Origin of the sequence: Meiothermus sp., from assembly GCF_026004115.1 — a bacterium.
Taxonomy (GTDB): domain Bacteria; phylum Deinococcota; class Deinococci; order Deinococcales; family Thermaceae; genus Meiothermus.
Genome location: NZ_BPIM01000001.1, coordinates 219004 through 241991, shown reverse-complemented (window position 1 = coordinate 241991; position 22988 = coordinate 219004). Strand labels below are relative to the sequence as shown.

The window sequence follows — 22988 nt, the reverse complement described above, 5'->3', positions numbered from 1 at the left end:
AAGACCAGTCTCTATACTTGGGCCTATGAGCCAGTTCACTGCCGAGCTTCCAACCTGGGATTTAGATAGCCTGTTTCCGGGTTTTGAATCGCAGAAGTTCAAGGCTACTTGGGGCCAGGTGGAGGGTCAACTGCGGGATTTGCAAGACTTCATGCAGGCCCACCGCATTGGTCAGGAGGGGGCCTCAACCGGTAAATATACCTTCGAGGCCCTGGTGGAGAAGCTCAACACCTTTGGCGACACCCTGGGGCCGCTTTACGCCTACGTGTTGATGCGGGTAGATGCCGATAGCGCCGATGCCGAGGCCCAGGTCAGGCTATCGGAACTCGAGCTTTTGCTCCTTCAGTACCAAAAGCTGCGCCCCCGCCTTCAGCGCTGGCTGGCCCTGCTGGACGCTGAGGCGGTCCAGGCGGGCGACTACCGGATTTTGCTCGAGGAGGCCAGAGTCCAGGCCCAGCACCTGATGTCCGAGCCCGAAGAGGTGCTGGCTGCCGAACTCTCCCTTTCGGGCGGGCGGGCTTGGGTCAAGCTGCACAGCAACCTGACCAGCCAGATTACGGCGGTGGTGCAGGGGGAAGAACTGCCCATGACCGCCGTGCGCAACCTGGCCATGCACCCCGACGAAAGGGTGCGTAAAGCGGCCTATGAAGCCGAACTCAAAGCCTGGAGAGCCCATGAAACTGCCCTTTCGGCGGCCCTCAACGGCTACAAAGGCGAGGTCTCGACCCTGAACCGCAAGCGCGGCTGGGAAGACGACCTGGCCCCGGCCCTGTTCGAGAACCGCATCAGCCGCAAAACCCTCCGGGCCATGCAGCAGGTAATGGTGGATAGTTTTCCTCACTGGCGGCGATACTTTGTCGCCAAGGCCCGGGCTTTGGGCAAGGATAGACTGGACTGGTGGGATCTGTTTGCGCCGGTGGGGCGGCCCGGGCAAAGGCCCAAAAAATGGAGCTGGGAGGAAGGGCAGCGCTTTATTGTGGAACACCTGTTGGGTTTCTCGCAGGCCGCTGCCGAGCTGGCCCAGCGGGCCTATGCCGAGCGCTGGCTGGATGCGCCGCCCCGCAAGGGCAAGGTGGGCGGGGCCTACTGCACCCCGGTGGGACAGGGGCGCTCGCGCATTCTGCTCAACCACGAGGACAGCTTTGAGTCCATCTCGACCCTGGCCCACGAACTGGGCCACGCCTACCACAACCACTGCTTGCGGGAGGTGCCCTACCTGCTGCGCCAGGAGCCCATGACCCTGGCCGAGACGGCTTCCATCATGAACGAAACGGTAGTAGGGGAGGCGGCCCTGCGGGTGCTGCCCCCTGCCGAGCAACTCGGGGTGCTCGAGGGCAGCCTGCAAAGTGCGGCCCAGGTGATTGTGGACATCCACTCGCGCTTTTTGTTCGAGCAGGCGGTGTTTGCCCAGAGGCGGGAGCGGGAGCTTCTGCCGGTTGAACTCTGCCGGCTTATGCAGGAGGCCCAGGAGGCGACCTACGGCGAGGCCCTGGCCACCTATCACCCCTACATGTGGGCCGTCAAAGGCCACTACTACGGCTCCAACTTTTACAACTTCCCCTACGCCTTTGGGCTTTTGTTTGGTCTGTCGCTCTACCGGCAGTACCAACTGGAGGGCCCCGGCTTTGTGGCGCGCTACGACGAACTGCTGGCCTCGGTGGGCAAGTACCCCGCCGAACAACTGGCAGCCCGTTTTGGCTTCGACCTTGAGTCGGTGGACTTTTGGCAGGGGGGCATGGAGGTGCTGAAGGAGCGAATCGCATACTTCGAGGGGCTGCTGGTGCATACATAGAAAAACGAAGTTAACAAAATATAAAAGTAATATTGACAAAATATAAAACCTTGGTTTATATTGATAACCAAGGAGGCCAGGTATGTTCGGGAACTTCAATTCAGCAGAACTCGAAGTAGTAATCGCCGATAAAGTGAGCGCCTATCAAGCGGAGGCCGAACTGGAGCGGCACTTGCCCCGGCAGGCCCTCCGCCGTCGCCTTGCTCACCTGCTCAGGGCTTGGGCCGAGGCTTTAGAGGCTACCCCAGACCTTGAGAACCGGCAGTTGCGCGGCGCCTGACGAGCAATAGCCCCCTGACCACCCATGCCCTAAAAAGAGTCGTTTTTGACCTGGAGGTTTCCATGACCGAACAAGAGCGCATCCAAGCCCTGCTTCAAGCAGGCAAGATCACCCAGCAGGAAGCCGACCTGCTGCTTTCGGCCCTCGAGGAGGGCTACACGGCGTCCCAGCAGGCCCAGGCAACCCTGGGCGAGCAGTACGCCCCATCTGCTGGCTGGCAGCCAGAGGGGTTGCGCTGGCTGCGGGTCAGGCTCATTGCAGGCAGCCTCGAGGCCCGGCTCGATAAGAGCCTCCAGATGCCTGTGGTCGAGGGCCCGGCGGAAGTCCGCCCGGTGGGGGCCGACTTCGAAGTACTGCCTGAAATGTCGGGTGGTAGCTTTTTAGGCGGTTTGCTGGGACGGATGGGTTCGCTGAAACTGCGCCTGCCGCCGGGCTGGGGCCTGGAGGTAGACAGCAAGGCCGCTCAGGTAGAAACCGAGGGCATTGCGTTTCTGAAGGGCCGGGTGGCGGCGGGCAATGTCGAGCTAAAGGCGGTGGAGGGGCTCGACCTCGAGGTCACGGCGGGCAACATTGAAGGCTCCCTTTTGCTCCGGGAAGGTCAGCACCGTCTGCGGGCCTCGATGGGCAATGTCGAGCTGGATGTGTTACCTGGAAGCAGCGTGCGGCTGAGCCCCAGCGTGAGCCTGGGCAACCAGGAGATCAGGGGATTTAGCGGCACCGCAAACGGGGCCACCAGGCAGCTAGGGGAGGGAAGGGCCAGCCTCGAGGTCTCGGTGCGTATGGGCAACCTGGAAGTGAAGGCGAGGTAGGCCATGGCTCCATCACGTAAAAACCCGACAAAACCCGCTTCCGCTCGCGCTACAAAACGAACTAAAGCCAAGAAAGGGTCTGTGCCTGGCCCCCTGCCCACGGTTTTTTTCTTTGCGGTTCTCTGAGGAGCCCCTTTATGGACGACAAAAAGCGCATTATGGATATGGTCAAGGAAGGCAAAATTACCGCCGAGGAGGCCATTCGCTTATTGGAAGCTATGGACACCAGGCGACAGACGGCGACCCCCGGCGCAGGTTACGCCTACGCAGTGGCTACCACCCCACCCCCGCCCAAAGGCATCGCCAAGATGATTCGCATCGTGCTGGATGGTGAGGAAGTCAAGGTCAGGGTCAACGTACCCGCAGCCCTGGCCAAGTTCGCCTCCAACTTCATCCCCCCCGAGGCCAAACAGCAGTTGAGCGCCCAGGGCATTGACCTGGCGAGCATTCTGGACATGCTCAAAGGCGAGTTGCCCGAGGGCCGCCTGGTGGATGTGGAGATCAGCGACGTGGGCAAGGTGAGCGAAGGCCAGAGCAAAATGTCGGGCCCCATGCGGGTCTTGATTGAAGTGGTCTGAGGGCTTTGGCTTCTTGGCCCTGGATGGAGATTAGGATGGTGGCAGTGGCCAAAGCAACCTCTAAAACGGGCTGGTTCACCCAACTGAACCTGGTGCGCCCTCGGTTTGTGTATTTGTGGGTGCGGGTGCAGGAAATCCCGGTGCCCATATTCTTGTTCGCGCCTTTAGTAGCGCTGGAGTTTTTCCTGTGGATGGCGCTCTGGATTTTACGGCAAAACCACGACTCCCAGACCGCTTTTGCCCTGCACACCCTAGAAGCGCTGCGCGGCCAGACCTGGGCGTTGCGCAAAATGCCGCCTTTTGCCCTGGTAGAGATAGAGTTCAGGCCCAAAAACGGGGAAAGGCCCCCAAAGCAAGCACATGTCAAGATTGGGCTTTGGTAAAGGCCCGCCCGGAGGTTATATGCGAGTGTTCCCCATGCCCACACAATGCCCGGTGGAGGGCTGCAACAGGCGACTGCACGTGACTGAACTGGTCTGCCCGGACTGCCGCACCGAGATTCGAGGTGAGTTCCGGCCCAACGAGTTTGCCCTCCTGCCCCCAGAGCACTTAGAGTTTCTGCGCCTGTACGTCAAGGTGCGGGGCAACCTGAAGGAAGTCGAACGGATTCTGGGCCTGTCGTACCCTACCATCCGAGCCCGCTTCGAAGCGTTGCTCCGGGTGCTGGGGTATGAGTACCAGGAGATGCCCGAAGGCCCCAACCCAGAAGAAAAAGAAGCAATTTTGGCGGCCCTAGAAAAAGGCCAGATCAGCGCTGCTGAGGCTGCCGAACGGCTGCGGGCCTTGAAAAAACCCTAAAAACGCGGCGGACGTTTCTCGAAAAAAGCCGCGATACCCTCGGCCAGGTCGCCGGTCTCGCGCACCCAGGCATTGGCGATGGACGCCAGCCGGAGGCCGTCCTCGAGGCCCATTCCCGGCAGAGCATTCAGCAACTCTTTGGTTAGTGCCAGCGAGGTGGGGGCGTTGGCGCTCACCTCCTGGGCCAGGGCCAGGGTCTCGTCCAGCAATTGCTCTGGGGGTATGATTCGGTTCACGAGCCCCATTCGGTAGGCTTCCGACGCCGAGACCAGCCGGCCGGTAAGGAGCAGCTCCCGTGCGTGCTTTTCCCCCACGTTGCGCACTAGAATCACCCCTACCAGCGCGGCCACGAAGCCAATCTTTACCTCGCTGTAGCCGATTTGGGCGGCCTCGCTCATCAGGGCCAGGTCGCAGGCCATGGCCAGCCCGGCCCCACCGGCTACCGCCGGGCCATTGATGGCGGCAATGGTGGGTTTGGGGAAGGTGTAAACCCGGTGAAAAAGGCGCATCAGACTGCGGGAGTGGGCGTAATTGGCCTCGGCGCCGGCGGTGGTAACGCTTTTTAGAAAATCCAGGTCGGCCCCGGCACTAAAAGCCTGGCCGGCTCCGGTCAGCACCACCGCCCTGGTGTTGGGGTCTTGTTCGGCGGCATTTAGCTGCTCCAGTAAATCTTGCACCAATCCGGGAGAGAGCGGGTTGCGCCTTTCAGGGTCGTTCAGGGTGAGCAGCCGGATGCCATTGCGGTCGGATGCGGTAACGGTCATACCTCCATGCTAGTCGTAAGGCAGCCTGAACGGAAAGATGGCGCAAACCCCCAGCAGGCCATTTTTTTCAGATGCCACTACGGCCACCTTTTCTTGCTACAAGGGTGGTAGCGTCCCTTTCGTGCCGTATGTAATCCAACGTTGCCGCCTGGCCTGCTCATTGTGTACACTCGAGGCTGTGGGTAACCAAACTCAGCCGGGTTTGTTGCTTGCGGAGGTGAAGTTATAACCAGAGATGTTCCAGTTAATGAACGAATTCGGGTGCGTCAGGTACGCCTGATTGACGAGAATGGAACCCAGGTAGGGGTGGTGGACACCCGCGAAGCCCTGCGCATGGCCAAGGAGCGCGAATACGACCTGGTGTTGGTCTCACCCAATGCGGTTCCACCTGTGGCCAGGCTGCTCGATTATGGGAAGTGGCGCTATGAGCAACAGCAGGCCGAAAAAGAAGCCCGCAAGAAGGCCAAGCGCACCGAACTCAAGAGCATGAAGCTCCGACCCAAAATTGAGGCCCACGACTACAACACCAAGGTCGGACATATTCGGCGCTTTCTCGAGGAAGGGCACAAGGTCAAAGTCACGATCATGTTCCGCGGGCGCGAGATGGCGCACCAGGAGCTAGGTTACAAGCTTTTGGAACGCATCGCGAGGGATCTAGAAGGAATAGGGTTTGTCGAAATGCGCCCGGAAATGCTGGGCCGCGACATGAATATGGTGATGGCGCCAGGCGCCAAGCCTTCGGCCCCGGTGGCCCCTGCCGCTTCGTCTGGCAACCCCGCCTAGGGTTTACTTGCCCAGACTGCCAAAAAGCTAACCCGGCCCTGGTGAGGTCGGGTTTTATTTATACTGTAGCGGTTTTCCCATACCCTTCGTTGGCAAACAAAGCGAAGGGATGCTATACTTGCAAGGCTGCCGAGTTCCTAAGTCCTCATGCAGAGGCACTCAGGCCGCAGATACAGGAGCACACAATGGCCAAGATGAAGACCCACAAGGGCGCCAAAAAGCGTGTCAAGATCACGGCTACTGGCAAGGTAGTTGGCAAAAAGCCGGGGAAACGCCACCTCAACTGGCACAAGTCGGGCAGCAGCCGCCGTCAGAAAGGGCGCGACTTTACCTTTGCCAAAGGCGAAGAGCGCCGTGTCCACCAGCTCATGCCCTACGACGTATAAGGAGAGGTGAAAGAGTATGCCACGCGCAAAAACCGGTGTAGTCCGTCGCCGTAAGCACAAAGCCATCCTCAAGCGTGCCAAGGGCTTCTATGCCCTGCGCTCCAAGAGCGTCCGTAAGGCCCGCGAAACCCTGTTCAGCGGGGCCATGCGCTCCTTCAACGACCGCCGCAAGCGCAAAGGTGATATGCGCCGCCTGTGGATCGTGCGTATCAATGCTGCCGCGCGCCAGCATGGCCTGAGCTACAGCGTGTTCATGCACGGCCTCAAGAAAGCCGGTATCGAGCTGGACCGCAAGATTCTGGCCGATATCGCCGTGCGCCAGCCTGAGGCCTTTGCCGAGCTGGTGAGCAAAGCCCGGGCCTAAGGCAAGGCCTGATACACAACTGCAAAGTTTTGGGGGGCCGAAAGGCCCCTTTTGATTTGGCCTATCGCACACTTCATGGGCGTTGCCGCCCATCCGGGTGGTAGCTGTCCTATTTGGGGCAAAATATTCCCAACTCCCGGGATATCAATCTTTGTGAAGAGCGCTCCGGGACAGCCAGTGCTGGATGAGCTCGAGTTCCCGTTCCCGGCTCATACCGGCCTTGAGGGGTTCTGTACGGGCTTTGTCCCAGGCCAGAATGTCCTGGACGGTTTGCAAAAGCGGGCGCATGGTGAAACCGGCAGTTTGGGCCCTGGCATTCTGGGTTTGTGCAATTCCGCGACCCGGCGCAAAGGAAGGAATCCAGGCCGGCAGGTCGGCCCAGGGGGTCACCTGGTTGTCCAGCAACCACTGTTCATCGGCCCAGACGGCCTCGGCAAGGGTGGGGGCGGCTTGCCGACAGGCTTCGACCAGGCTGCCCCAGGACACCGGCGTAGCGGCTGCGTTGTAGGCCCCGCTCAGTTCCTCTTCCAGGCCCAGCACCACAAAGGCCCCCAGGTCGCGTGCGTCCACGTACTGCAAGGTGTGCTCGGCTTGGCCCGGCACCAGTACCCGGCCTCCCCCGGCAAAGCGGCGCGGCCAGTAGGTGAAGCGGTCGGTGGGGTCGTGCGGCCCCACCACCAGATGGGGACGCACCACAAAGCTCTGGCTACCGAAGGCCCGCGCGACCTCGAGCTCGCACAACACCTTGAGCCCGCCGTAGGTCTCGCCGGTCACCTTTTCTACCGTGGGGTCGGCCAGGGTTTGCAGGGGCGAAGTTTCGTCCAGAGGCTCGCTGGACTCCCGGTATACCGAGACCGTGGAGATGAAGGCATAGCGCCCCACGCGTCCTTTGAGTACATCGATGGCTTCGCGGACTTCGCGGGGCAAGTAGCCATTTACGTCCACCACAGCGTCCCAGGTGCGGCCCTCGAGGGCTTTCAGGTCGCCTTTTTGGCGGTCTCCCACCAGCGAAAGGGTGCCCGGTAGGGGGTTGGTGCCACGGGTGAAGGTGCTGACGGTATGGCCGCGCCGCAAGGCGGCTTCGGCAATATGACGACCCACAAAGCGGGTTCCCCCCAGAAGCAGGATGTTCATGGGCTGAGCATAAACCAAACAGCCGCTCTGCTCGACCACCCCGGGGTGGATGCGAAGTTGCTGCGCGGTGACCGATCACGCACCAATGGACGGTTGTTTTAAAGATGATGCGAGATCGGCGCAAACCAGTGCTCTTGTCAGACCCTTCATCGTGAGGAGACCGGTAGGCCGACGAAACCATCTCGGAGGACGCTTCAAGCTATGGGCTACCCAGGTGAACTGGTTTGCTACAGGGCCGCACCGTGTATTCGGTTGAGGACTTCAGGCGGGGTGGGCCTCGAGCGTAAGACGAGACCCCAGTGCCCTACCGTGAGTCGCGCCAAACCTTACGGAGCGCTTGTACCTTTGGTCTCGAGGGTAATCTCCTCGCCCTGGCGCAAGATGTTCAGTTGTCCCCCATTCTTAAGGGGGCCAAAGAGCAGCAGGTCGGCCAGGGGTTTCTTGATTTTTTCCTGGATCAGCCGAGCCAGGGGGCGGGCGCCCATCAGCGGGTCGTAGCCCTTTTCGGCCAGCCAGGCCACGGCTTCGGGGCTTGTCTCGAGGGCCACCTTGCGCTCTTTGAGCTGGGATGCTAGCTGCCGCAGGAACTTGTCCACAATCTGCTGCATGATGGCCGGGGAGAGTGGGTCAAAGTGTACGATGGCATCCAGCCGGTTGCGAAACTCGGGGGTGAACATGCGCTTGAGGGCCTCGTCGCTGACTTCGGCTTTCGTACCGCCCAAAAAGCCCACCCGCCGCTCGCTGGCCTCGGCGGCCCCGGCGTTGGTGGTCATGATCAGGATGGTGCTACGAAAGTCCACGGTTTTGCCGTTGTGGTCGGTCAGTTTGCCATAGTCCATGACCTGCAAGAGGATGGCGTAGAGGTCGGGGTGGGCTTTCTCAATCTCGTCCAAAAGCAGCACGCAGTGGGGGTTCTGCAAGACCGCATCGGTCAGCAGGCCGCCCTGGTCGAAGCCCACGTAGCCCGGTGGGGCCCCGATCAGCCTCGAGACCGAGTGCTTTTCCATGTACTCCGACATATCGAAACGCAGCAACGGCACCCCCAGCGAGGCCGCCAGCTGGCGGGCCAGTTCGGTTTTGCCCACCCCGGTTGGGCCGGCAAACAGATACGAACCCATGGGCTTTTGCGGGTCGCGCAGCCCGGCCCTCGAGAGCTTGATGGCGCTGGCAACCTCCTCCACGGCCCGATCCTGCCCAAACACCGCCCCCTTGAGTTCCTGCTCGAGGTTAGCAAGCACCGCCTCGTCGTCGCGGCTCAGGCTCTTGGCCGGAATGCGGGCCATGCGGGCCACGGTGGCCTCAACTTCGGCCACGCCGATCCGGCTCTTGCGTTTGCCAGGGGGGAGCAGGGCCTGGGCAGCCCCGGCCTCGTCCAGCACATCCAGGGCCGAGTCGGGTAGCCGCCGTTCGGAAAGATGGCGGGCCGAGAGTTCCACCGCCCGCTCGAGGGCCTGCTTGGTATAGCTGAGCTGGTGGTGGGCCTCCAGGCGTGGCTTGAGCCCCTCCAGAATCTTAACGGCGTCGGCGTGGGAAGGTTCGGTAATGTCGACTTTTTGGAACCGCCGGGCAATGGCCCGGTCTTTCTCGAAGTGCTTGTACTCGGCAAAGGTGGTGGCCCCAATGCACCTGAGCTTGCCGGTTAGGGCGGGCTTAAGCAGGTTGCTGGCGTCTACGGTGGAGCCGGTGGTGGAGCCCGCACCCACGATGGTGTGGATTTCGTCGATAAACAAAATGGCGTTGGAGTGGGCCTCGAGGGCCTTCATCACGGCCTTGACCCGCTCCTCGAAGTCGCCCCGGTAGCGGGTGCCAGCCAGCAGGCTGCCCATGTCCAGAGCAAAAACCTCGGCCCCTTTGAGGCGCTTGGGCAGCAGGGGGGCGTTTCCCTGGCTCGAGGGCGACACAATGAGCTGCGCCAGCCCCTCCACTAAAGCGGTTTTCCCCACGCCGGGGTCGCCGACCAGCAGGGGGTTGTTCTTTTGACGACGGGAGAGGATGGTCAGGATGCGCTCGAGCTCCTTCTCCCGCCCAACCAGCGGGTCGAGCTCACCTTTGCGGGCCCGTTCGGTCAGGTTGGTGCAATAGGCTTCCAGGGGGTTTTGCGCCACGCCCGGGCCCTCTTCGCCTACCTGTACGGGTTCGATGTTTTGCGAGGCACCCCGGGGCAAGGCTCCCCTCGAGATGGCCGCCGTCAGGTCGAGCCGGGTCACCCCAAGCTGCTCCAGCAAGGCATAGGCGGCCGACTGCCGCTCATCCATGATGGCGACCAGCACGTTGGCACCGTTGGCCTGGTCGCGCCCAGCAGAGCGCATTTGCAGCACGGCCCGCTGGATAACCCGCTGAAACGCCGTGGTGGGCTCGGGTTCTGCGCCCGGGATGCGCTCAAACTGGCGCAAAGACTCCTCCAGCAGGGCCCGCAGGTGGGTCAGGTCTACCTTGCTATGCTGCAGAACCCGGCTGGCGTCGGGGTCGTCGAGCAGAGCCAGCAGCAGGTGCTCGAGGCCGGCGTATTCGTGCCCGCGCTCGAGGGCCATCTCCAGCGCACGACGAATAGACTGCTCCAGGGTAGGGGTCAGAGGGGTTTCCATACCAGCTAACCTTCAGTGTAGCAGGGTGATCAGGGCAGATTGTGCAAACGTGCAGCGTGGGCCAGGGTCGGTGCGTGAACCCTCACAAACCTTAGCCGGGAGCGCCTCAAACGCTTGGTGTTGCAAAAAATGCTTGTAGGCAGGCGACCTGGCAGGGTGCTATGCCCCCACCTGGCCTCCCCCGTTGGGGAGGAAGGCGGGGTTTTGCTTTGTGTAGCCCTGGCGGGTGGGTTTACCCGCTTGCGTGACAACCACATTCGGCGCCGTTGGCCTTGGCAAAGGCTTCACGGCCCTCGGTAAAGGACAGGTAGGCCAGCCCCAAGGCCCCCAGGCTATCCACAAACCAGATGCCGCTCACAGCATAGATCAGACTGGAAGCCAGCAGCAGCCCGGACATATACATGCATACCCGCGCACACTTGGCATCGGCCAGAATGGCTTCGGAGCCCAGGGCCACCCCGGCCTGGGTTTTGTAGTGAATCAGGGCCCACATCAGCGATATGGAGATGACCGCAATAACCACACCTGCTAGGGTGGTCTCGGGCTTGTGCTGGGTGGCCAGGTTGTACAGGGCCATGGTCGAGAGAATCCCCACCAGGCCGTAGAAGCCGGTTCCGGTGATTTGCAGGGCGGTTTTTTCGAAGCGGCCCTTGGGGGCTCCAGGATGCCGCCAGATGCGCAGCACCATGGCCAGAATGCCTATTCCCGAGATCATCTCGATAAAGCTGTCGAGGCCAAAGCCAAACAGGGTAAGTGACTCGTCGGCCAGGCCAAACCAGACCGAGACCAGGCCCTCGATCAGGTTGTAGACAATGGTCAGAACGGCCAGCCAGAAAGCCAACTTATACCAGCGGTTCGCATGGGGGGCCAGGTACATGCTCACAAGGCTAACCCGGCGGGGCGAGAGGATTTGTACCGATGGCACCTTAGATACTGAAAAGCCAGCATCAAGTATCCTCTTCTGCAAGTTGATAGATGCATCGGGCCGCAGGTCAACCCTCTGTCTGACCCCAAAGGCCAGGGTACAACCACATGCCTAGTCCATTGGAACAGAGGCCAGTTAAGAGGGCAGACTTTGACCATCGGCTATAGACCATTGTCCGCTGCGCATGGGGCAGTGGAAGGTAACCGCCGGCGCTGTCACTCCGGTTCCATGATGCACTGTAGTGGATGCCCCTCAGCGCTGGCAGCATCCATTACCTGATTGACCTTGGTTTCGGCAATTTCGAAGGGGTAAACGCCTGCCACGCCCACCCCGGCGTGGTGCACTTGCAACATGATGCGGATGGCCTCGGCCTCGCTTTTCCTGAAAAACCGCATCAACACCTCCACCACAAAATCCATAGGGGTGTAGTCGTCGTTAAGCAACAAGACCTTGTACAAATTCGGCGTACGGGTGGCCGGTTTAATCTGAGTACGGGTCTTGGTGGTGCTGTCGCTCACAACTCATCAGTGTAGCAAATGACCGGTTTGGTCCGTTGAATATGGTTCCCCACGCCGGGCTTCTTTGTGCGGGGCTGCCTGGATGAGTGCAGCATCTGCGAGGAGGACAGTCTACAAAACCAAACCCCATAGGCTGTCTTTTTGAATCCTAGTGCACACCTCTCCCGAACGGTCGGCGAAGAAAACGTCTCCTTTCCAGGGGGCGGTATCGCCCTCCGCTACGCGGATAACTTCCAAGGGGCGGTATCGCCCTCCGCTACGCGGATAACTTCGGTCGAATCTGGTATCACATCTGCCTAGGGGGGCTTACTTCGGCTTAAAGCCGGCTGGCTCGAGGAAAATGCTCCTGGTTTTTCCATACCACGAAGGTATCCGCAACCATATCGTGTAGGGTTTGCTGGTCTTTGTCCCAAAATATAAACAACAGACCCAAATACAGCACCATCGCATTCAACCAGCGCCCGGCGCTTTCCCGCATAAAAGCTTGTAGCATCGAGGGGTTCTGACCGTACTGGTTGACCACACGAATCCCCATAATTTCCTTGCCCAGGGTTGAGCCCGAACGCGCCAGGGGCAATACTGCATATATGAACCAAGCCAGAGGCGAAAAAATCGCGAAAAGAAGCAAGCCTTCGGTAGAAAAGTGGTGGCCCAGATGGGTGGGGGGAAACAGGGCATTTGCTGAAGCCACAACGCCGAACTGCAACCCGGCCATCGCCCCCAGGTCGATGAGGCCGGCCAGCAGCCGATGACTCAGGTAGCGGAGTAATTCGGATGAAGGTCGGATTCGAGTCACACCACTTTTACTTTAGCGCCAAATAGCTAGGCTAGGGGAGTGCCAAACCGTTTAGCCCAAGAAAGCAGCCCCTACCTGTTGCAACATGCCCATAACCCAGTGGACTGGTATCCCTGGAACGAAGAGGCTTTTGCTAAAGCCAGATCCGAAAACAAGCCCATCTTTTTATCGGTGGGGTATGCCACCTGCCACTGGTGTCATGTGATGGAGCGCGAAAGCTTCGAAGATCCGGAAATCGCGGCCATCCTCAACACGCATTTTGTGCCCATTAAGGTAGACCGCGAGGAGCTGCCCGACGTGGACCACGTCTATATGTCGGCCCTGCAGGCCATGACCGGCTCGGGTGGCTGGCCCATGAACATGTTTTTGCTGCCCGATCTGCGCCCCTTTTTTGGTGGAACCTACTGGCCCCCAGAAGACCGCCAGGGCTTTCCCAGCTTTCGGCGGGTGCTGATGGGCGTACATAATGCCTGGCAACATCAGCATAAAGATGTACTGGAAAACGCCGAACAGCTGACCGCCTACCTGCAAGGTCAGCTCAAGCCACGGACGGGCCCTTTGCCAGAGAACCTGCACAAGGTTGCGCTGGCCGGACTTTCCAGGGCTTTTGACCCGGCCTATGGGGGGTTTGGTTCGGCGCCCAAGTTTCCGCAGTCGCCTGCCCTGGCCTACCTGCTCTCACTAGCCTGGCTGGGCGAAGAAGCTGCCTGGAAGCACCTTCAGCTAACCCTCGACCGGATGGCCGCAGGAGGCCTCTACGACCAGGTAGGGGGTGGTTTTCACCGCTACGCGGTGGACCATATCTGGCGGGTGCCGCATTTTGAAAAAATGCTTTACGACAACGCACAGTTGGCCTGGCTGTATGCGGCGGCCAGCCAGATGCAACCAACCACTGCCGAACAAGCCCGGCGCTACCGCCGAATTGCCAGGGAAACGCTGGACTATGTCTTAAGGGAGATGACCGACCCACAGGGAGGCTTCTGGTCGGCCCAGGATGCTGACTCGGAAGGGGTGGAGGGCAAGTTTTACGTCTGGCAAGCGACCGAGTTTCGTGCAGTTTTGGGCGCTGAAGCAGATGCGGCAATGCTGCTCTTTGGGGTTTCGGAGGCTGGAAACTGGGAGCATACCAACGTCTTGGAGCGTCGCATTCCGGATGAAGCCCTGATGCAGCACCTGGGCATGGGGCCCGAGGCCTTTGAAAACTGGGTTGAGAGCGTGCGCAAGCGGCTTTATGCGGCTCGACAGCAGCGAATTCCGCCCCTCACCGACGATAAGGTGCTGGCCGACTGGAATGGGCTGATGCTGAGGGCCCTGGCCGAAGTGGGGCGCCTGCTGGGGGAACCCACCTATATCGAAGCGGCACGCAAAAACGCCGGTTTTGTATGGCAAGCGATGTATAAGGATGGGCTATTAAGGCACTCCTGGCGCAAAGGTTTGCTCAAGCCCCAAGCGTATCTGAGTGACCAGGCCCACTACGGGTTGGGTCTTCTGGCCTTGTATGAAGCCACAGGAGAGATAGCGTGGCTTGAGGCCGCACAGCAGCTTGCCGAAGCCATCCTGACCTACTTTAAAGAGCCGGAGGGGGGCTTCCGCGACTCGCTCGACCCTACCCTGCCGGTCAAGGCTCGAGACGCCTACGATGGGCCATATCCATCGGGCAGCGCTTCTGCCGCTGAGCTCTTGTTTCGCCTGGCCGCCATCTACGAGCGCCCCGACTGGCAGCAAGCCGCCCTTTCTGCGGTGGAGTTTTACGCGCAAAGCCTGGTGCACAATGCCTTTGGCTTTCCGGCCTTGCTACAGGCCCACCTGGTGGGCACCCAGGGTACCGAGCTGGCGGTGGTGGCTCCGTCGGAGCTGGTTGAACCGATTTGCCGATGGTTCTTGCCCCTAACCACCCTGGCCCACGGGTCGCCCGATTTGCTGCCGGTCTTACAAAACCGCCAGCCTGGGCTGGCCTATTTATGCCAGCAGGGGGCTTGTCGGCTGCCTGTGGATAGCCTGGAGCGGCTCTGGGCGGAGCTCGAGGCCATCTATCCCAGTATCAGCGTCCAAGTCAAACCATAAAGGCCCTTCGAGAGCAAGTGGGGGCAGGGGCATTAACAGCCCCAGATGAATGAATTTGCACCACAGGCTATCCATGCCGATTCGCGTGGGGTGATTTATGGTTTTTTACACGGCCTTAGCGCTATTAGCACGATAAGCTGGGCCTATGCGTGTGTTGTTTGTTGGCGATGTCTTTGGCGACCCTGGCTTGCGGGCGGTAGCGATGCACCTCCCCGATCTACGTCCCCACTACGACCTGGTTATTGTGAATGGAGAAAACGCCCACCACGGCAAGGGTCTGTCCAGGCCCGCCTACAAAAAACTCCGGGAGGCCGGGGCCGACCTGATTACCCTGGGCAACCACGCCTGGGATCACAAGGATATTTACGACCTCATCCAGACCGAGCCCATTATTCGAGCCCTTAATTACCCCCCCGGAACGCCCGGAAAGGGGTACTGGGTGCTCGAGGCCCAGGGGGAGCGCCTGCTGGTGATGCAGGTGATGGGGCAGGTAGATATGGGCCTGAACCTCTACGACCCTTTTCGCACAACCGAGGCCTTGCTGGCCGAAGTACCGCACGATTACGCCCTGCTCGAGGTGCACGCCGAGGCCACCAGCGAGAAATACGCCCTGGGGCATTACCTGGGCGGCAAGGTATCGGCCCTGCTGGGCACCCACACCCACGTCCAGACCGCCGATGCGGGCTTTCTGGTCAATGGAACCGCCATTCAATGTGATGTGGGCATGACCGGCCCCATCCATTCGATCATCGGAGGCGAGATAGAGAGCTTTCTGGGGCGCTTCATCACCCAGCGGCCCACCCCCTTCAAGGCAGCCACAGGACGGGCCATGCTCTGCGCGACTGAGCTGGTGTTGGAGGGTGGTAATTGCGTAGAGATTCGGCCTATGCGCTGGGACGAGCCGGAATAAGAGAGATTCCCGCGAAGATCTGGTGTGGCTTGGCTGTGCACAGTAGACCGCGCGATGAATAACAGTTAGCTACAAGCGGCTGTCAGAATCAGTATCAATCAGGGTCTCGTGGGGATGACCAGACCTTTGCATACTTTGAAAAGACTCCTCCGATGGTCCTGGTAAGCGGTTTTGGAGGCCCGGACTGCCAGGGGGTGTCAAGGCTTGTTGGGTTTGAATGTAGCGCGTACTACATAAAGCCCCATGGTTCGGCTTATTGTATCTTCATGCATTTACTGGTTCAGTGGTCAGACCAATAAAGGAGTTGACTCTTTAATGATGCGCCCGGCCCGAATTCCCGAAAAGCTGGCCAAAGACCTCGAGCAACTGCTCCAGGACGGCGTATGGCGGCCTGGTGATCTGCTGCCGGGGGAGCGCGACCTGGCCAGCCGCTTTGGTGTGAGCCGTTCCTCGGTGCGCGAGGCCTTGCGGATACTCGAGCTTCACGGCTGGGTGGAAATCCGACAGGGGGACGGTACACGGGTGGCCCATCCCTCGGAGAGTTTGGGCCGTCGCCTGCGCTCGAGGCTGCACGAAGAAGACTTTATCGCCGAGCTGTTTGAGGTGCGACGCATCCTGGAGCCAGCAGTAGCAGCATTGGCTGCGGAGCGTGGTGATAAACAGGCCATCGAGCGACTCGAAGCGTTGCTTGCGCAGCAAAAAGCAGCTAAAGGAGACCTTTACCAATTTGTTGAGCTGGACATGGATTTTCACAAAACCCTGGCTGAGATGAGCCAAAACACAGTTTTGAGTGAAATTGTGGTATTGCTTGCGGCGGAACTGCGACAGACCCGTTTGTCTGCCACGGCGAAACGCTTCCGCCCGGAGACCACCCTTGCTGAACACAGCGACATCCTCGAGGCTATTCGGTCTTCCGATCCTGAAATGGCCCGCAAAGCTATGCTGGCACACCTGAGCACCGTTGAGCGCGCGGCAAAAACCAAGGAGGTAGACAGATGAGACAGTGGTTGGTAGCAGTTGTTTTATGGAGCCTGGGGGGCCTGGGGTTGGCCCAGACCGTCACGGTGGGATTGGACGCCGATCCGCCCAACCTCGACCCCATGCTTTCGTCCGCACTGGTAGATCGCCAGGTGCAAAACCAGATTTACGACAAACTAGTAGACCTGGACGAAAACCTGCGCATCGTGCCCATGCTGGCCACAAGCTGGCGGGTCGAGGAAAACGGTACGGTGTATGTCTTTACTCTGCGCCAGGGGGTCAAGTTCCACGACGGCACCGACTTCAACGCCGAGACGGTCAAGTTCAACCTCGACCGCTACCGCAGCACACCGGGTTCGCGTCGCGCGGGTGAGCTTTCGCTCATCAATAATGTGCAGGTGGTCAACCCCACCACCGTGCGCGTCACCCTGAAGGAGCCCTTTGCGCCTTTCTTGGCTATCCTTTCCGACCGCTCGGGCATGATGGTTAGCCCCACCGCAGTCCAGAGACTGGGGGCTGAGTTTAGCAACAACCCGGTGGGCACCGGCCCCTTCAAGTTTGTGGAGCGTCGTCGGCAAGACCGCATTGTGCTGGCCCGCAACGAAAACTACTGGCAGCGCGGCTTCCCCCGCATCGAACAACTGGTCTATCGCCCCTTCCCCGACGATGATGTGCGGGTGGCCAACCTGCTTTCGGGCGCGGTAAACATCATCACCCCGGTGGCGGCCAAAGACCTTGCGGCTATCCGCAACAACGCCAACCTGGTGGTCAACAACTTCCCCGGTATCGGCTACCAGGGCATCTGGCTCAACCACACCAAAGGCCCCTTTACCAACAAGGCCCTGCGGCAGGCGTTTGCCGCGACCATTGACCGCGATGTGGTAGACCGGGTGGTATTCCTGGGTACGGCCCTCCCCTCCAACGGGCCCTTCCCACCCGGTACCCTGGCCCACGATAAAAGCATTGCCGTTCCCAAGCGCGACCTGGCCCTGGCTCGGCAGAAGCTGGCCGAAGGGGGTCGTCCGCAAGGGTTCAGCTTCACCCTGACCATCGCCCCTGGCCCAGTGCTGGCCCAACTGGCCCAGGTCTATCAGGCTATGGCCGCTGAAGCTGGCATTCAGGTTCGCATCGAACAGGTGGAGTTTGGCACCCTGCTCGACCGGGCGGCCAAGCTGGAGCTCGAGGCCGTGGCAGTGGGCTGGAGCGGTCGCCCCGACCCCGACGGCAATATCTACGACTTTGTGCGCTGTAAAGCCGCCAACAACTACTCAGGCTATTGCAATCCCCGGGTTGACAGCCTGCTGAACCGGGCCCGCACCGTGCGCTTGCCGGAAGCCCGCCGCGACCTCTACAGCCAGATCACCAAAATCATTCAGGAAGACCTGCCCTACATCTACGTCTACCACCCCCAGACCACCATCGGCCTGAGCCGTCGCTTGAGCGGAATTCCGGTTATACCCGACGGCATTCTGCGCTTCAGGGGAGCGAGCCTGGGCGGCCAGTAGGAGTTAAGCACGGTGTTCCTCTTCGTCCTGCGGCGCCTGATTGGCGGGTTGCCCACCCTACTGCTGGTCACGGTGATGGTGTTCGCCCTGACCCGAATCCTGCCGGGTGACCCCGCAAGGCTGCTGCTGGGCGAGGAGGCCACGCCGGAGCTCGTCGCCCAGATCCGAGAAGAGCTGGGGCTCAACCGGCCCATCCTGGTGCAGTATGCCGACTGGCTGTGGGGCCTGGTGCAAGGCGACCTGGGGCGTTCGATTCGGGGCAACGAACAGGTGGCCCTTATCATCTGGCAAAAACTGCCCACCACCCTCGAGCTCAGCTTTTTCTCCCTGCTGGTTGCTATCCTGATAGGCCTTCCGGCAGGGGTGCTGGCTGCCTTGCGAAGAAACACGGCTGCCGATGCCAGCGTGACCGTGCTGGCCCTTTCGGGGATCTCGATTCCCAACTTTTTCCTGGGCATCCTGCTGATCTACTTGTTCAGTGTCCGGCTGGCCTGGATTCCCCCTTCGGGCTATGTAGAACCCTGGGTAGACCTGCAAAAAAACCTGCTGCTGATGCTGATGCCCGCCATCACCCTGGGTACGGCCTTGGCCGGTGCGATAGCCCGCTTCACCCGCAATAGCATGTTGGAGGTGCTCTCGCAGGATTATGTTCGTACCGCAAGAGCCAAGGGTTTGGAAGGCCGGGTGGTGGTCTACAAGCACGCCCTGCGTAATGCCGCTATTCCCGTCGTGACCGTCATCGGGTTGCAACTGGGCGGTCTGCTGGGCGGGGCGGTGGTCACCGAACAGGTCTTTTCGATTCCCGGCTTTGGGCGGTTGTTGGTGGACTCGGTTTTCAACCGCGACTTTCCGGTCTTGCAGGCGGTGGTGCTTATTTCGGCCCTGGCGGTGTTTCTGATCAACGTGCTGACCGACCTGCTGTACGCCGCCATCGACCCGCGCATCCGCTATCACTGATGATGAATAATCGTACCCTCCGAGCCCTCCTTGCCAACCGCCTGGCCATCGTCGGGATGGTCATCTTGCTGCTGCTGGTGCTGGGGGCCAGCTTTGCGCCCATTCTGGTGCCCTATAGCCCCACCGCCACCGATTTCGGCGCTCTGCAACAGGGGCCTTCGGCCAAGCACTGGTTTGGCACCGACCAACTGGGGCGGGACATCCTCTCGAGGGTTTTTTATGGGGCTCGAGTCTCGCTGGCGGCGGGCCTGATTTCGGTGTTGATTGCGCTGGTGCTGGGGGGCCTGATCGGCCTGGTGGCTGGTTTTTACGGCGGATGGATAGACGATGTGTTGATGCGCCTGACCGATGCCATGCTGGCCTTTCCCTTTCTGGTGCTGGCCATTGCCCTGGCCGCTGTCCTGGGGCCTAGCCTGCAAAACACCATGCTGGCCATTGGGGTGGTCACGACGCCGGTGTTTGCCCGCCTGATACGGGGGCAGGTGATGGCCGAACGCCCCCGCGAGTATGTCCAGGCGGCGGTGGCCCTGGGTGGGGGGGATGGTCGCATCATTGCGCGGCACCTGCTCCCCAACATCCTGGGGCCCTTGATTGTACAGGTCAGTTTGAGTACGGCCACAGCCGTTCTGGCCGAGGCTACGCTGTCTTTCCTGGGGCTGGGGGTGCAGCCGCCCACCCCTTCGTGGGGCTCGATGCTCAACGACGCTCGAGGCTACCTTAACCAGGCACCCCACATGGCCCTGTTTCCCGGTCTGGCTATTTTTCTGGCAGTGCTGGCCTTCAATCTTATCGGCGACGGCCTGCGCGATGCTTTCGACCCGCGCATGAAGAAATAGGACTGCCCACAGGGTGGGTGCATTTGTGAGGCGGCTTAGTGCACCGGTAACTAATTTTGCGGCATGTTTTGAAGCACGTTGATTACCCACAATTGCGATGTGCGGCCCATTGGAAGACACTAAAGTGCAGACTGAGTTCTTGGTTACCAGACCACTTAGCCAGGTCGTTCTAATGGCGCTCTTCCGCTCGAGGCCTGTTCCCAGTTTAATTTGGCCCTTTGACCGACTGGCCTTAGTGTGATGTAGAAAGGTCTTTCAAAATGAACCTCAACCAATATCCCTATCCCTCCCGTCGCAATGTGGTAACCGGCAAGCGGGGCGCGGTGGCCACCAGCCAGCCCCAGGCCGCCCTGGCCGGCATGGAGATGCTCCTGGCCGGGGGCAGCGCGGTGGATGCCGCCGTGGCTATGGCCATTGCCCTGACGGTACTCGAGCCCACCTCCAACGGCATTGGCTCCGATGCTTTTGCCCTGGTGCATGATGGCCAGAAGCTGCATGGCCTCAACGCCAACGGCATGAGCCCGGCTGGCCTGGACTTTGCCACCTTTGCAAATAGTGGACAGGTGCCCACCCGGGGCTGGCTTCCGGTCACGGTGCCGGGCGCCCCTTCGGCCTGGCGGGAACTGCACCAAAAGTTCGGCAGGCTGCCCTTTGAGCAGCTTTTTGAACCGGCCATCCGCTACGCCGAGGAAAGCTTCGCTGTAAGCCCCGAAACCGGGCGCGCCTGGTCGCGCATCGAAGCGGTGTATGGGCCGCTGCAAGACCCCTGTTTCCAGCCTTTCAAGGCTGTGTTCATGCCCGGTGGCAAGGCCCCCCGACCCGGCGACATCTGGCAAAGCCCACGGCACGCCGAAACCCTGCGCGAGATTGCCCGTACCGGTGCGGAGAGTTTTTACCGGGGCAAGCTGGCTGCTCAGATTGCCGATTTCGCCGCCGCTACCGGGGGGTACCTGACCCGGGCCGACCTGGCCGCCTACCGTTCGGAGTGGGTGCAGCCCCTCTTGGTGCGCTACCGGGGCTTGGAAGTTCATGAAATACCCCCTGCCGGACAAGGGATTGCCGCCCTGATGGCCCTGAAAATACTGGAGGGCTTTGAGCTGGGCCGGTATCCGCGCGACTCGGTGGAGGGCTTTCATCTCCAGATTGAGGCCATGAAGCTGGCTTTTGCCGACGTGCAGAAGTACGTGGCCGACCCGCGCTTTATGCCTGTTTCACCTGCCGAGTTGCTTTCCGCAGACTACCTGGCCCAGCGCCGCAGGCTAATTGGCGAGCGGGCGCTGCCGGTGCAGGCCGGTGCGCCCAAAGGGGGTACCGTGTATTTGGCCGCTGCCGATGGCGAGCTACAGGTTTCTCTGATTCAGTCCAACTACATGGGCTTTGGGGCGGGTATCGTGGTGGACGGCACCGGCATCTCACTACAAAACCGGGGAGCCTGTTTTGTGCTCGAGGACGGGCACCCTAACCAGTACGCCCCGGCCAAGAAGCCCTTCCACACCATCATTCCTGGTTTTCTGACCCGCGGTGGCAAGCCCCTGGGGCCTTTTGGGGTGATGGGAGGGCATATGCAACCCCAGGGCCACCTGCAGGTAGTGGTGAACCTAGAAGACTACGGCATGAACCCCCAGGCAGCCTTGGATGCGCCTCGCTGGCAGTGGACGCGCAATCAGCAGGTGGAGCTCGAGCCCAGCCTGCCCCTCCACCTGGTGCACGGTCTCAAAGAGCGCGGCCACGAAGTGGTTTTGCAGAGCGAGTGGGCCTCATTTGGCCGGGGTCAGATCATTCTGAAGCCAAAAGACGCCTTTCTGGCGGCCACCGAGCCCCGCGCCGACGGCTTGGCCCTGGCCTGGTGAACTACTCCTCCTCGAGGCGGAAGCCCACCAGGAGCGTTACCTGGTAGGTGTTCACGTAGCCATCGGTCAGGCTGCCGCGAATCTCCTTGACCTCGAACCAGTCCATATTGCGCAGGGTCTTGCGGGCCCGCGCCAGGGCGACCTTAATGGCGTCCTCGAGGCTCTCCGCACTGCTGCCGACCAGCTCCACTTTCTTGTAGACCTTGCTCATGGCTTTCCTCCTGTGTTCTCCAGTGTTTTAAGGTTAGCGCTCCAAAGCTGGGATAAATGGCCTTTATGAATCCAGGGGTCGAAAGAGATGCTAAGCCAGGGCAACCGAGTGTTTCTGTAAGGGATTAGCGGCTGTAGTGAACAATCCCGCCTGGCTCGAGCCTTTTCACCGCCCCTTCAGCCACCAGGTACTCCAGGTGCGCCAGCGTCTCCGACCAGGCAAACCGCCTTTGGGCCAGGTTCAGGTTGCCGGGAAAGAGCGCCAGCGAGAGCTGCCAGCAGGTCTGGGGCTGGTCGTACACAAGCTGGAGCAGGAACTGTAGCCGCTCCCCATGATGGGCCCTGAGCTCGGCCACCCGGCCCGCTATGTCCTGGATGGGCCGGTAGTGCCCGGGCAAGGCCACCGAGGCCCCCAGGGCAGCAGTTTTTTCCAGCGAAGCGAGGTAGTGCTTCAGGGGATTGGGGTAGGAGTAGGCCCAGAGGCCGATGTTGGGGGAGATGCGCTCCAGGATTTGATCCCCGGCCAGCAAGACCCCATCCGATTCGCGCAGCAGCATGGCATGGCCGTCGGCATGGCCGGGCGTCCAGACTGCCCGGTAGCGCATACCTGCCAGTCGGAGGGTCTCGCCATCGTGGAAGGTTTGGGGTTTTTGCGCAGGATGCACCCGGCTGCGGGTTTTGTCCATTTCTCCGGCCAGGTCGGCCAGGTATTCATCGGTAACACCGTGCCGATGGAAGAGTGCTTGTCCCATCTGATTCATGCGCTCGGGCTCTGTCCAGAAGATGTGGCCGCGCTCTAGCTCCACGTCCAGCATCCACACCGTGGGTCCCTGGGCCTCCATCAGCCCGGCCAGGCCGTAGTGGTCGGGGTGGTGATGGGTGACCACCAGGCGCTCGAGGTCGCCCAACCCCAGCCCATGCTCGTGCAAGGCTGCTTCCAGACCAGCCCGCGCTTCGGCGGTGTCCAGGGCGCAGTCCACAAGCGCCGGGCCATCGGAAGAACCGGGGCCAGGGAGTAGCAGGTAGCAGTTCACATACTTGAAGGGGTAGGGGATGGGCACCGGAATGGCGAAAATGCCCGCTGCGACCTGATGAGAGAGTCGGATGGCCTCAGCCATAGCAAGATTGTACCAAGTCAAACTTTTTTGCAAAGGTACCCGGCCAAT

The 22988-nt window shown here is 60.7% G+C and carries 24 protein-coding genes; 16 read left to right on the top strand and 8 right to left on the bottom strand.

The window, feature by feature from the left end:
* Window positions 1-25 precede the first annotated feature (25 nt).
* From Q0X23_RS01190 to Q0X23_RS01165, 6 genes are all read left to right on the top strand, one after another.
* Entirely contained in the window at window positions 26-1792 is a 1767-nt protein-coding gene (locus tag Q0X23_RS01190; RefSeq protein WP_297858594.1) for a M3 family oligoendopeptidase, read from the top strand.
* Between the two features lie 82 nt (window positions 1793-1874).
* Complete coding sequence (locus tag Q0X23_RS01185) at window positions 1875-2072, top strand: hypothetical protein (protein WP_297858593.1); 198 nt, start codon at window positions 1875-1877, stop codon at window positions 2070-2072.
* A 62-nt stretch (window positions 2073-2134) separates the two neighbouring features.
* The gene (locus Q0X23_RS01180; protein WP_297858592.1) at window positions 2135-2881 is read left to right on the top strand and encodes a hypothetical protein; all 747 of its coding nucleotides are present in this window, start codon (window positions 2135-2137) and stop codon (window positions 2879-2881) included.
* Between the two features lie 137 nt (window positions 2882-3018).
* The gene (locus tag Q0X23_RS01175) at window positions 3019-3459 is read left to right on the top strand and encodes a hypothetical protein (protein ID WP_297858591.1); all 441 of its coding nucleotides are present in this window, start codon (window positions 3019-3021) and stop codon (window positions 3457-3459) included.
* Window positions 3460-3494: 35 nt separating this feature from the next.
* A complete protein-coding gene (locus tag Q0X23_RS01170; RefSeq protein ID WP_297858590.1) occupies window positions 3495-3842 on the top strand; it encodes a hypothetical protein in 348 nt (115 codons plus the stop codon).
* A 19-nt stretch (window positions 3843-3861) separates the two neighbouring features.
* On the top strand, window positions 3862-4257 hold the full coding sequence (locus Q0X23_RS01165) for a DUF2089 domain-containing protein (RefSeq protein WP_297858589.1): 396 nt from the start codon (window positions 3862-3864) through the stop codon (window positions 4255-4257).
* Here Q0X23_RS01165 and Q0X23_RS01160 read toward each other — a convergent pair.
* Window positions 4254-5021, bottom strand: coding sequence for an enoyl-CoA hydratase/isomerase family protein (locus Q0X23_RS01160; RefSeq protein ID WP_297858588.1), 768 nt, complete (start codon window positions 5019-5021; stop codon window positions 4254-4256). The two genes, Q0X23_RS01165 and Q0X23_RS01160, sit on opposite strands and share 4 nt — an antisense overlap.
* 225 nt (window positions 5022-5246) lie before the next feature.
* Here Q0X23_RS01160 and infC point away from each other — a divergent pair, with 225 nt between their 5' ends.
* From infC to rplT, 3 genes are all read left to right on the top strand, one after another.
* Complete coding sequence (gene infC / locus Q0X23_RS01155) at window positions 5247-5804, top strand: translation initiation factor IF-3 (RefSeq protein ID WP_297861139.1); 558 nt, start codon at window positions 5247-5249, stop codon at window positions 5802-5804.
* A gap of 185 nt (window positions 5805-5989) precedes the next feature.
* The gene (gene rpmI, locus Q0X23_RS01150; RefSeq protein WP_297858587.1) at window positions 5990-6190 is read left to right on the top strand and encodes a 50S ribosomal protein L35; all 201 of its coding nucleotides are present in this window, start codon (window positions 5990-5992) and stop codon (window positions 6188-6190) included.
* A gap of 16 nt (window positions 6191-6206) precedes the next feature.
* Window positions 6207-6554, top strand: a complete 348-nt coding sequence (gene rplT, locus Q0X23_RS01145) for a 50S ribosomal protein L20 (RefSeq protein ID WP_119339499.1) — start codon at window positions 6207-6209, stop codon at window positions 6552-6554.
* A gap of 144 nt (window positions 6555-6698) precedes the next feature.
* Here rplT and Q0X23_RS01140 read toward each other — a convergent pair whose 3' ends face one another.
* The 5 genes from Q0X23_RS01140 to Q0X23_RS01120 all read right to left on the bottom strand — a co-directional run bounded on the left by Q0X23_RS01140 (window position 6699) and on the right by Q0X23_RS01120 (window position 12512).
* The gene (locus Q0X23_RS01140) at window positions 6699-7688 is read right to left on the bottom strand and encodes an NAD-dependent epimerase/dehydratase family protein (RefSeq protein WP_297858586.1); all 990 of its coding nucleotides are present in this window, start codon (window positions 7686-7688) and stop codon (window positions 6699-6701) included.
* Window positions 7689-8014: 326 nt separating this feature from the next.
* Window positions 8015-10273: an ATP-dependent Clp protease ATP-binding subunit ClpA gene (gene clpA / locus Q0X23_RS01135; RefSeq protein WP_297858585.1), complete on the bottom strand. Its 2259-nt coding sequence runs from the start codon at window positions 10271-10273 to the stop codon at window positions 8015-8017.
* Between the two features lie 232 nt (window positions 10274-10505).
* A complete protein-coding gene (locus Q0X23_RS01130) occupies window positions 10506-11150 on the bottom strand; it encodes a cation transporter (protein ID WP_297858584.1) in 645 nt (214 codons plus the stop codon).
* A 263-nt stretch (window positions 11151-11413) separates the two neighbouring features.
* The gene (clpS, locus tag Q0X23_RS01125; RefSeq protein WP_297858583.1) at window positions 11414-11716 is read right to left on the bottom strand and encodes an ATP-dependent Clp protease adapter ClpS; all 303 of its coding nucleotides are present in this window, start codon (window positions 11714-11716) and stop codon (window positions 11414-11416) included.
* A gap of 316 nt (window positions 11717-12032) precedes the next feature.
* A complete protein-coding gene (locus Q0X23_RS01120) occupies window positions 12033-12512 on the bottom strand; it encodes an RDD family protein (RefSeq protein WP_297858582.1) in 480 nt (159 codons plus the stop codon).
* 39 nt (window positions 12513-12551) lie between these two features.
* Here Q0X23_RS01120 and Q0X23_RS01115 point away from each other — a divergent pair, with 39 nt between their 5' ends.
* From Q0X23_RS01115 to Q0X23_RS01085, 7 genes are all read left to right on the top strand, one after another.
* The gene (locus tag Q0X23_RS01115; RefSeq protein WP_297858581.1) at window positions 12552-14576 is read left to right on the top strand and encodes a thioredoxin domain-containing protein; all 2025 of its coding nucleotides are present in this window, start codon (window positions 12552-12554) and stop codon (window positions 14574-14576) included.
* Window positions 14577-14721: 145 nt separating this feature from the next.
* Window positions 14722-15486, top strand: coding sequence for a TIGR00282 family metallophosphoesterase (locus tag Q0X23_RS01110; RefSeq protein WP_297858580.1), 765 nt, complete (start codon window positions 14722-14724; stop codon window positions 15484-15486).
* A gap of 315 nt (window positions 15487-15801) precedes the next feature.
* Window positions 15802-16485 (top strand): FadR/GntR family transcriptional regulator, encoded by a 684-nt coding sequence (locus Q0X23_RS01105; RefSeq protein ID WP_297858579.1) that lies wholly within the window; start codon window positions 15802-15804, stop codon window positions 16483-16485.
* Window positions 16482-17969, top strand: coding sequence for an ABC transporter substrate-binding protein (locus Q0X23_RS01100; RefSeq protein WP_297858578.1), 1488 nt, complete (start codon window positions 16482-16484; stop codon window positions 17967-17969). The genes Q0X23_RS01105 and Q0X23_RS01100 overlap by 4 nt, the downstream gene beginning before the upstream one ends.
* Window positions 17970-17981: 12 nt before the next feature.
* The gene (locus Q0X23_RS01095) at window positions 17982-18926 is read left to right on the top strand and encodes an ABC transporter permease (protein WP_297858577.1); all 945 of its coding nucleotides are present in this window, start codon (window positions 17982-17984) and stop codon (window positions 18924-18926) included.
* Window positions 18927-18928: 2 nt separating this feature from the next.
* Window positions 18929-19762 (top strand): ABC transporter permease, encoded by an 834-nt coding sequence (locus Q0X23_RS01090; protein WP_297861138.1) that lies wholly within the window; start codon window positions 18929-18931, stop codon window positions 19760-19762.
* Window positions 19763-20022: 260 nt separating this feature from the next.
* Complete coding sequence (locus Q0X23_RS01085; RefSeq protein ID WP_297858576.1) at window positions 20023-21612, top strand: gamma-glutamyltransferase family protein; 1590 nt, start codon at window positions 20023-20025, stop codon at window positions 21610-21612.
* Window position 21613: 1 nt separating this feature from the next.
* Here Q0X23_RS01085 and Q0X23_RS01080 read toward each other — a convergent pair whose 3' ends face one another.
* Both Q0X23_RS01080 and Q0X23_RS01075 read right to left on the bottom strand, forming a co-directional pair.
* Window positions 21614-21823: a dodecin gene (locus Q0X23_RS01080; protein WP_119339513.1), complete on the bottom strand. Its 210-nt coding sequence runs from the start codon at window positions 21821-21823 to the stop codon at window positions 21614-21616.
* 124 nt (window positions 21824-21947) lie between these two features.
* Window positions 21948-22940, bottom strand: a complete 993-nt coding sequence (locus Q0X23_RS01075) for an MBL fold metallo-hydrolase (RefSeq protein WP_297858575.1) — start codon at window positions 22938-22940, stop codon at window positions 21948-21950.
* Window positions 22941-22988 lie beyond the last annotated feature (48 nt).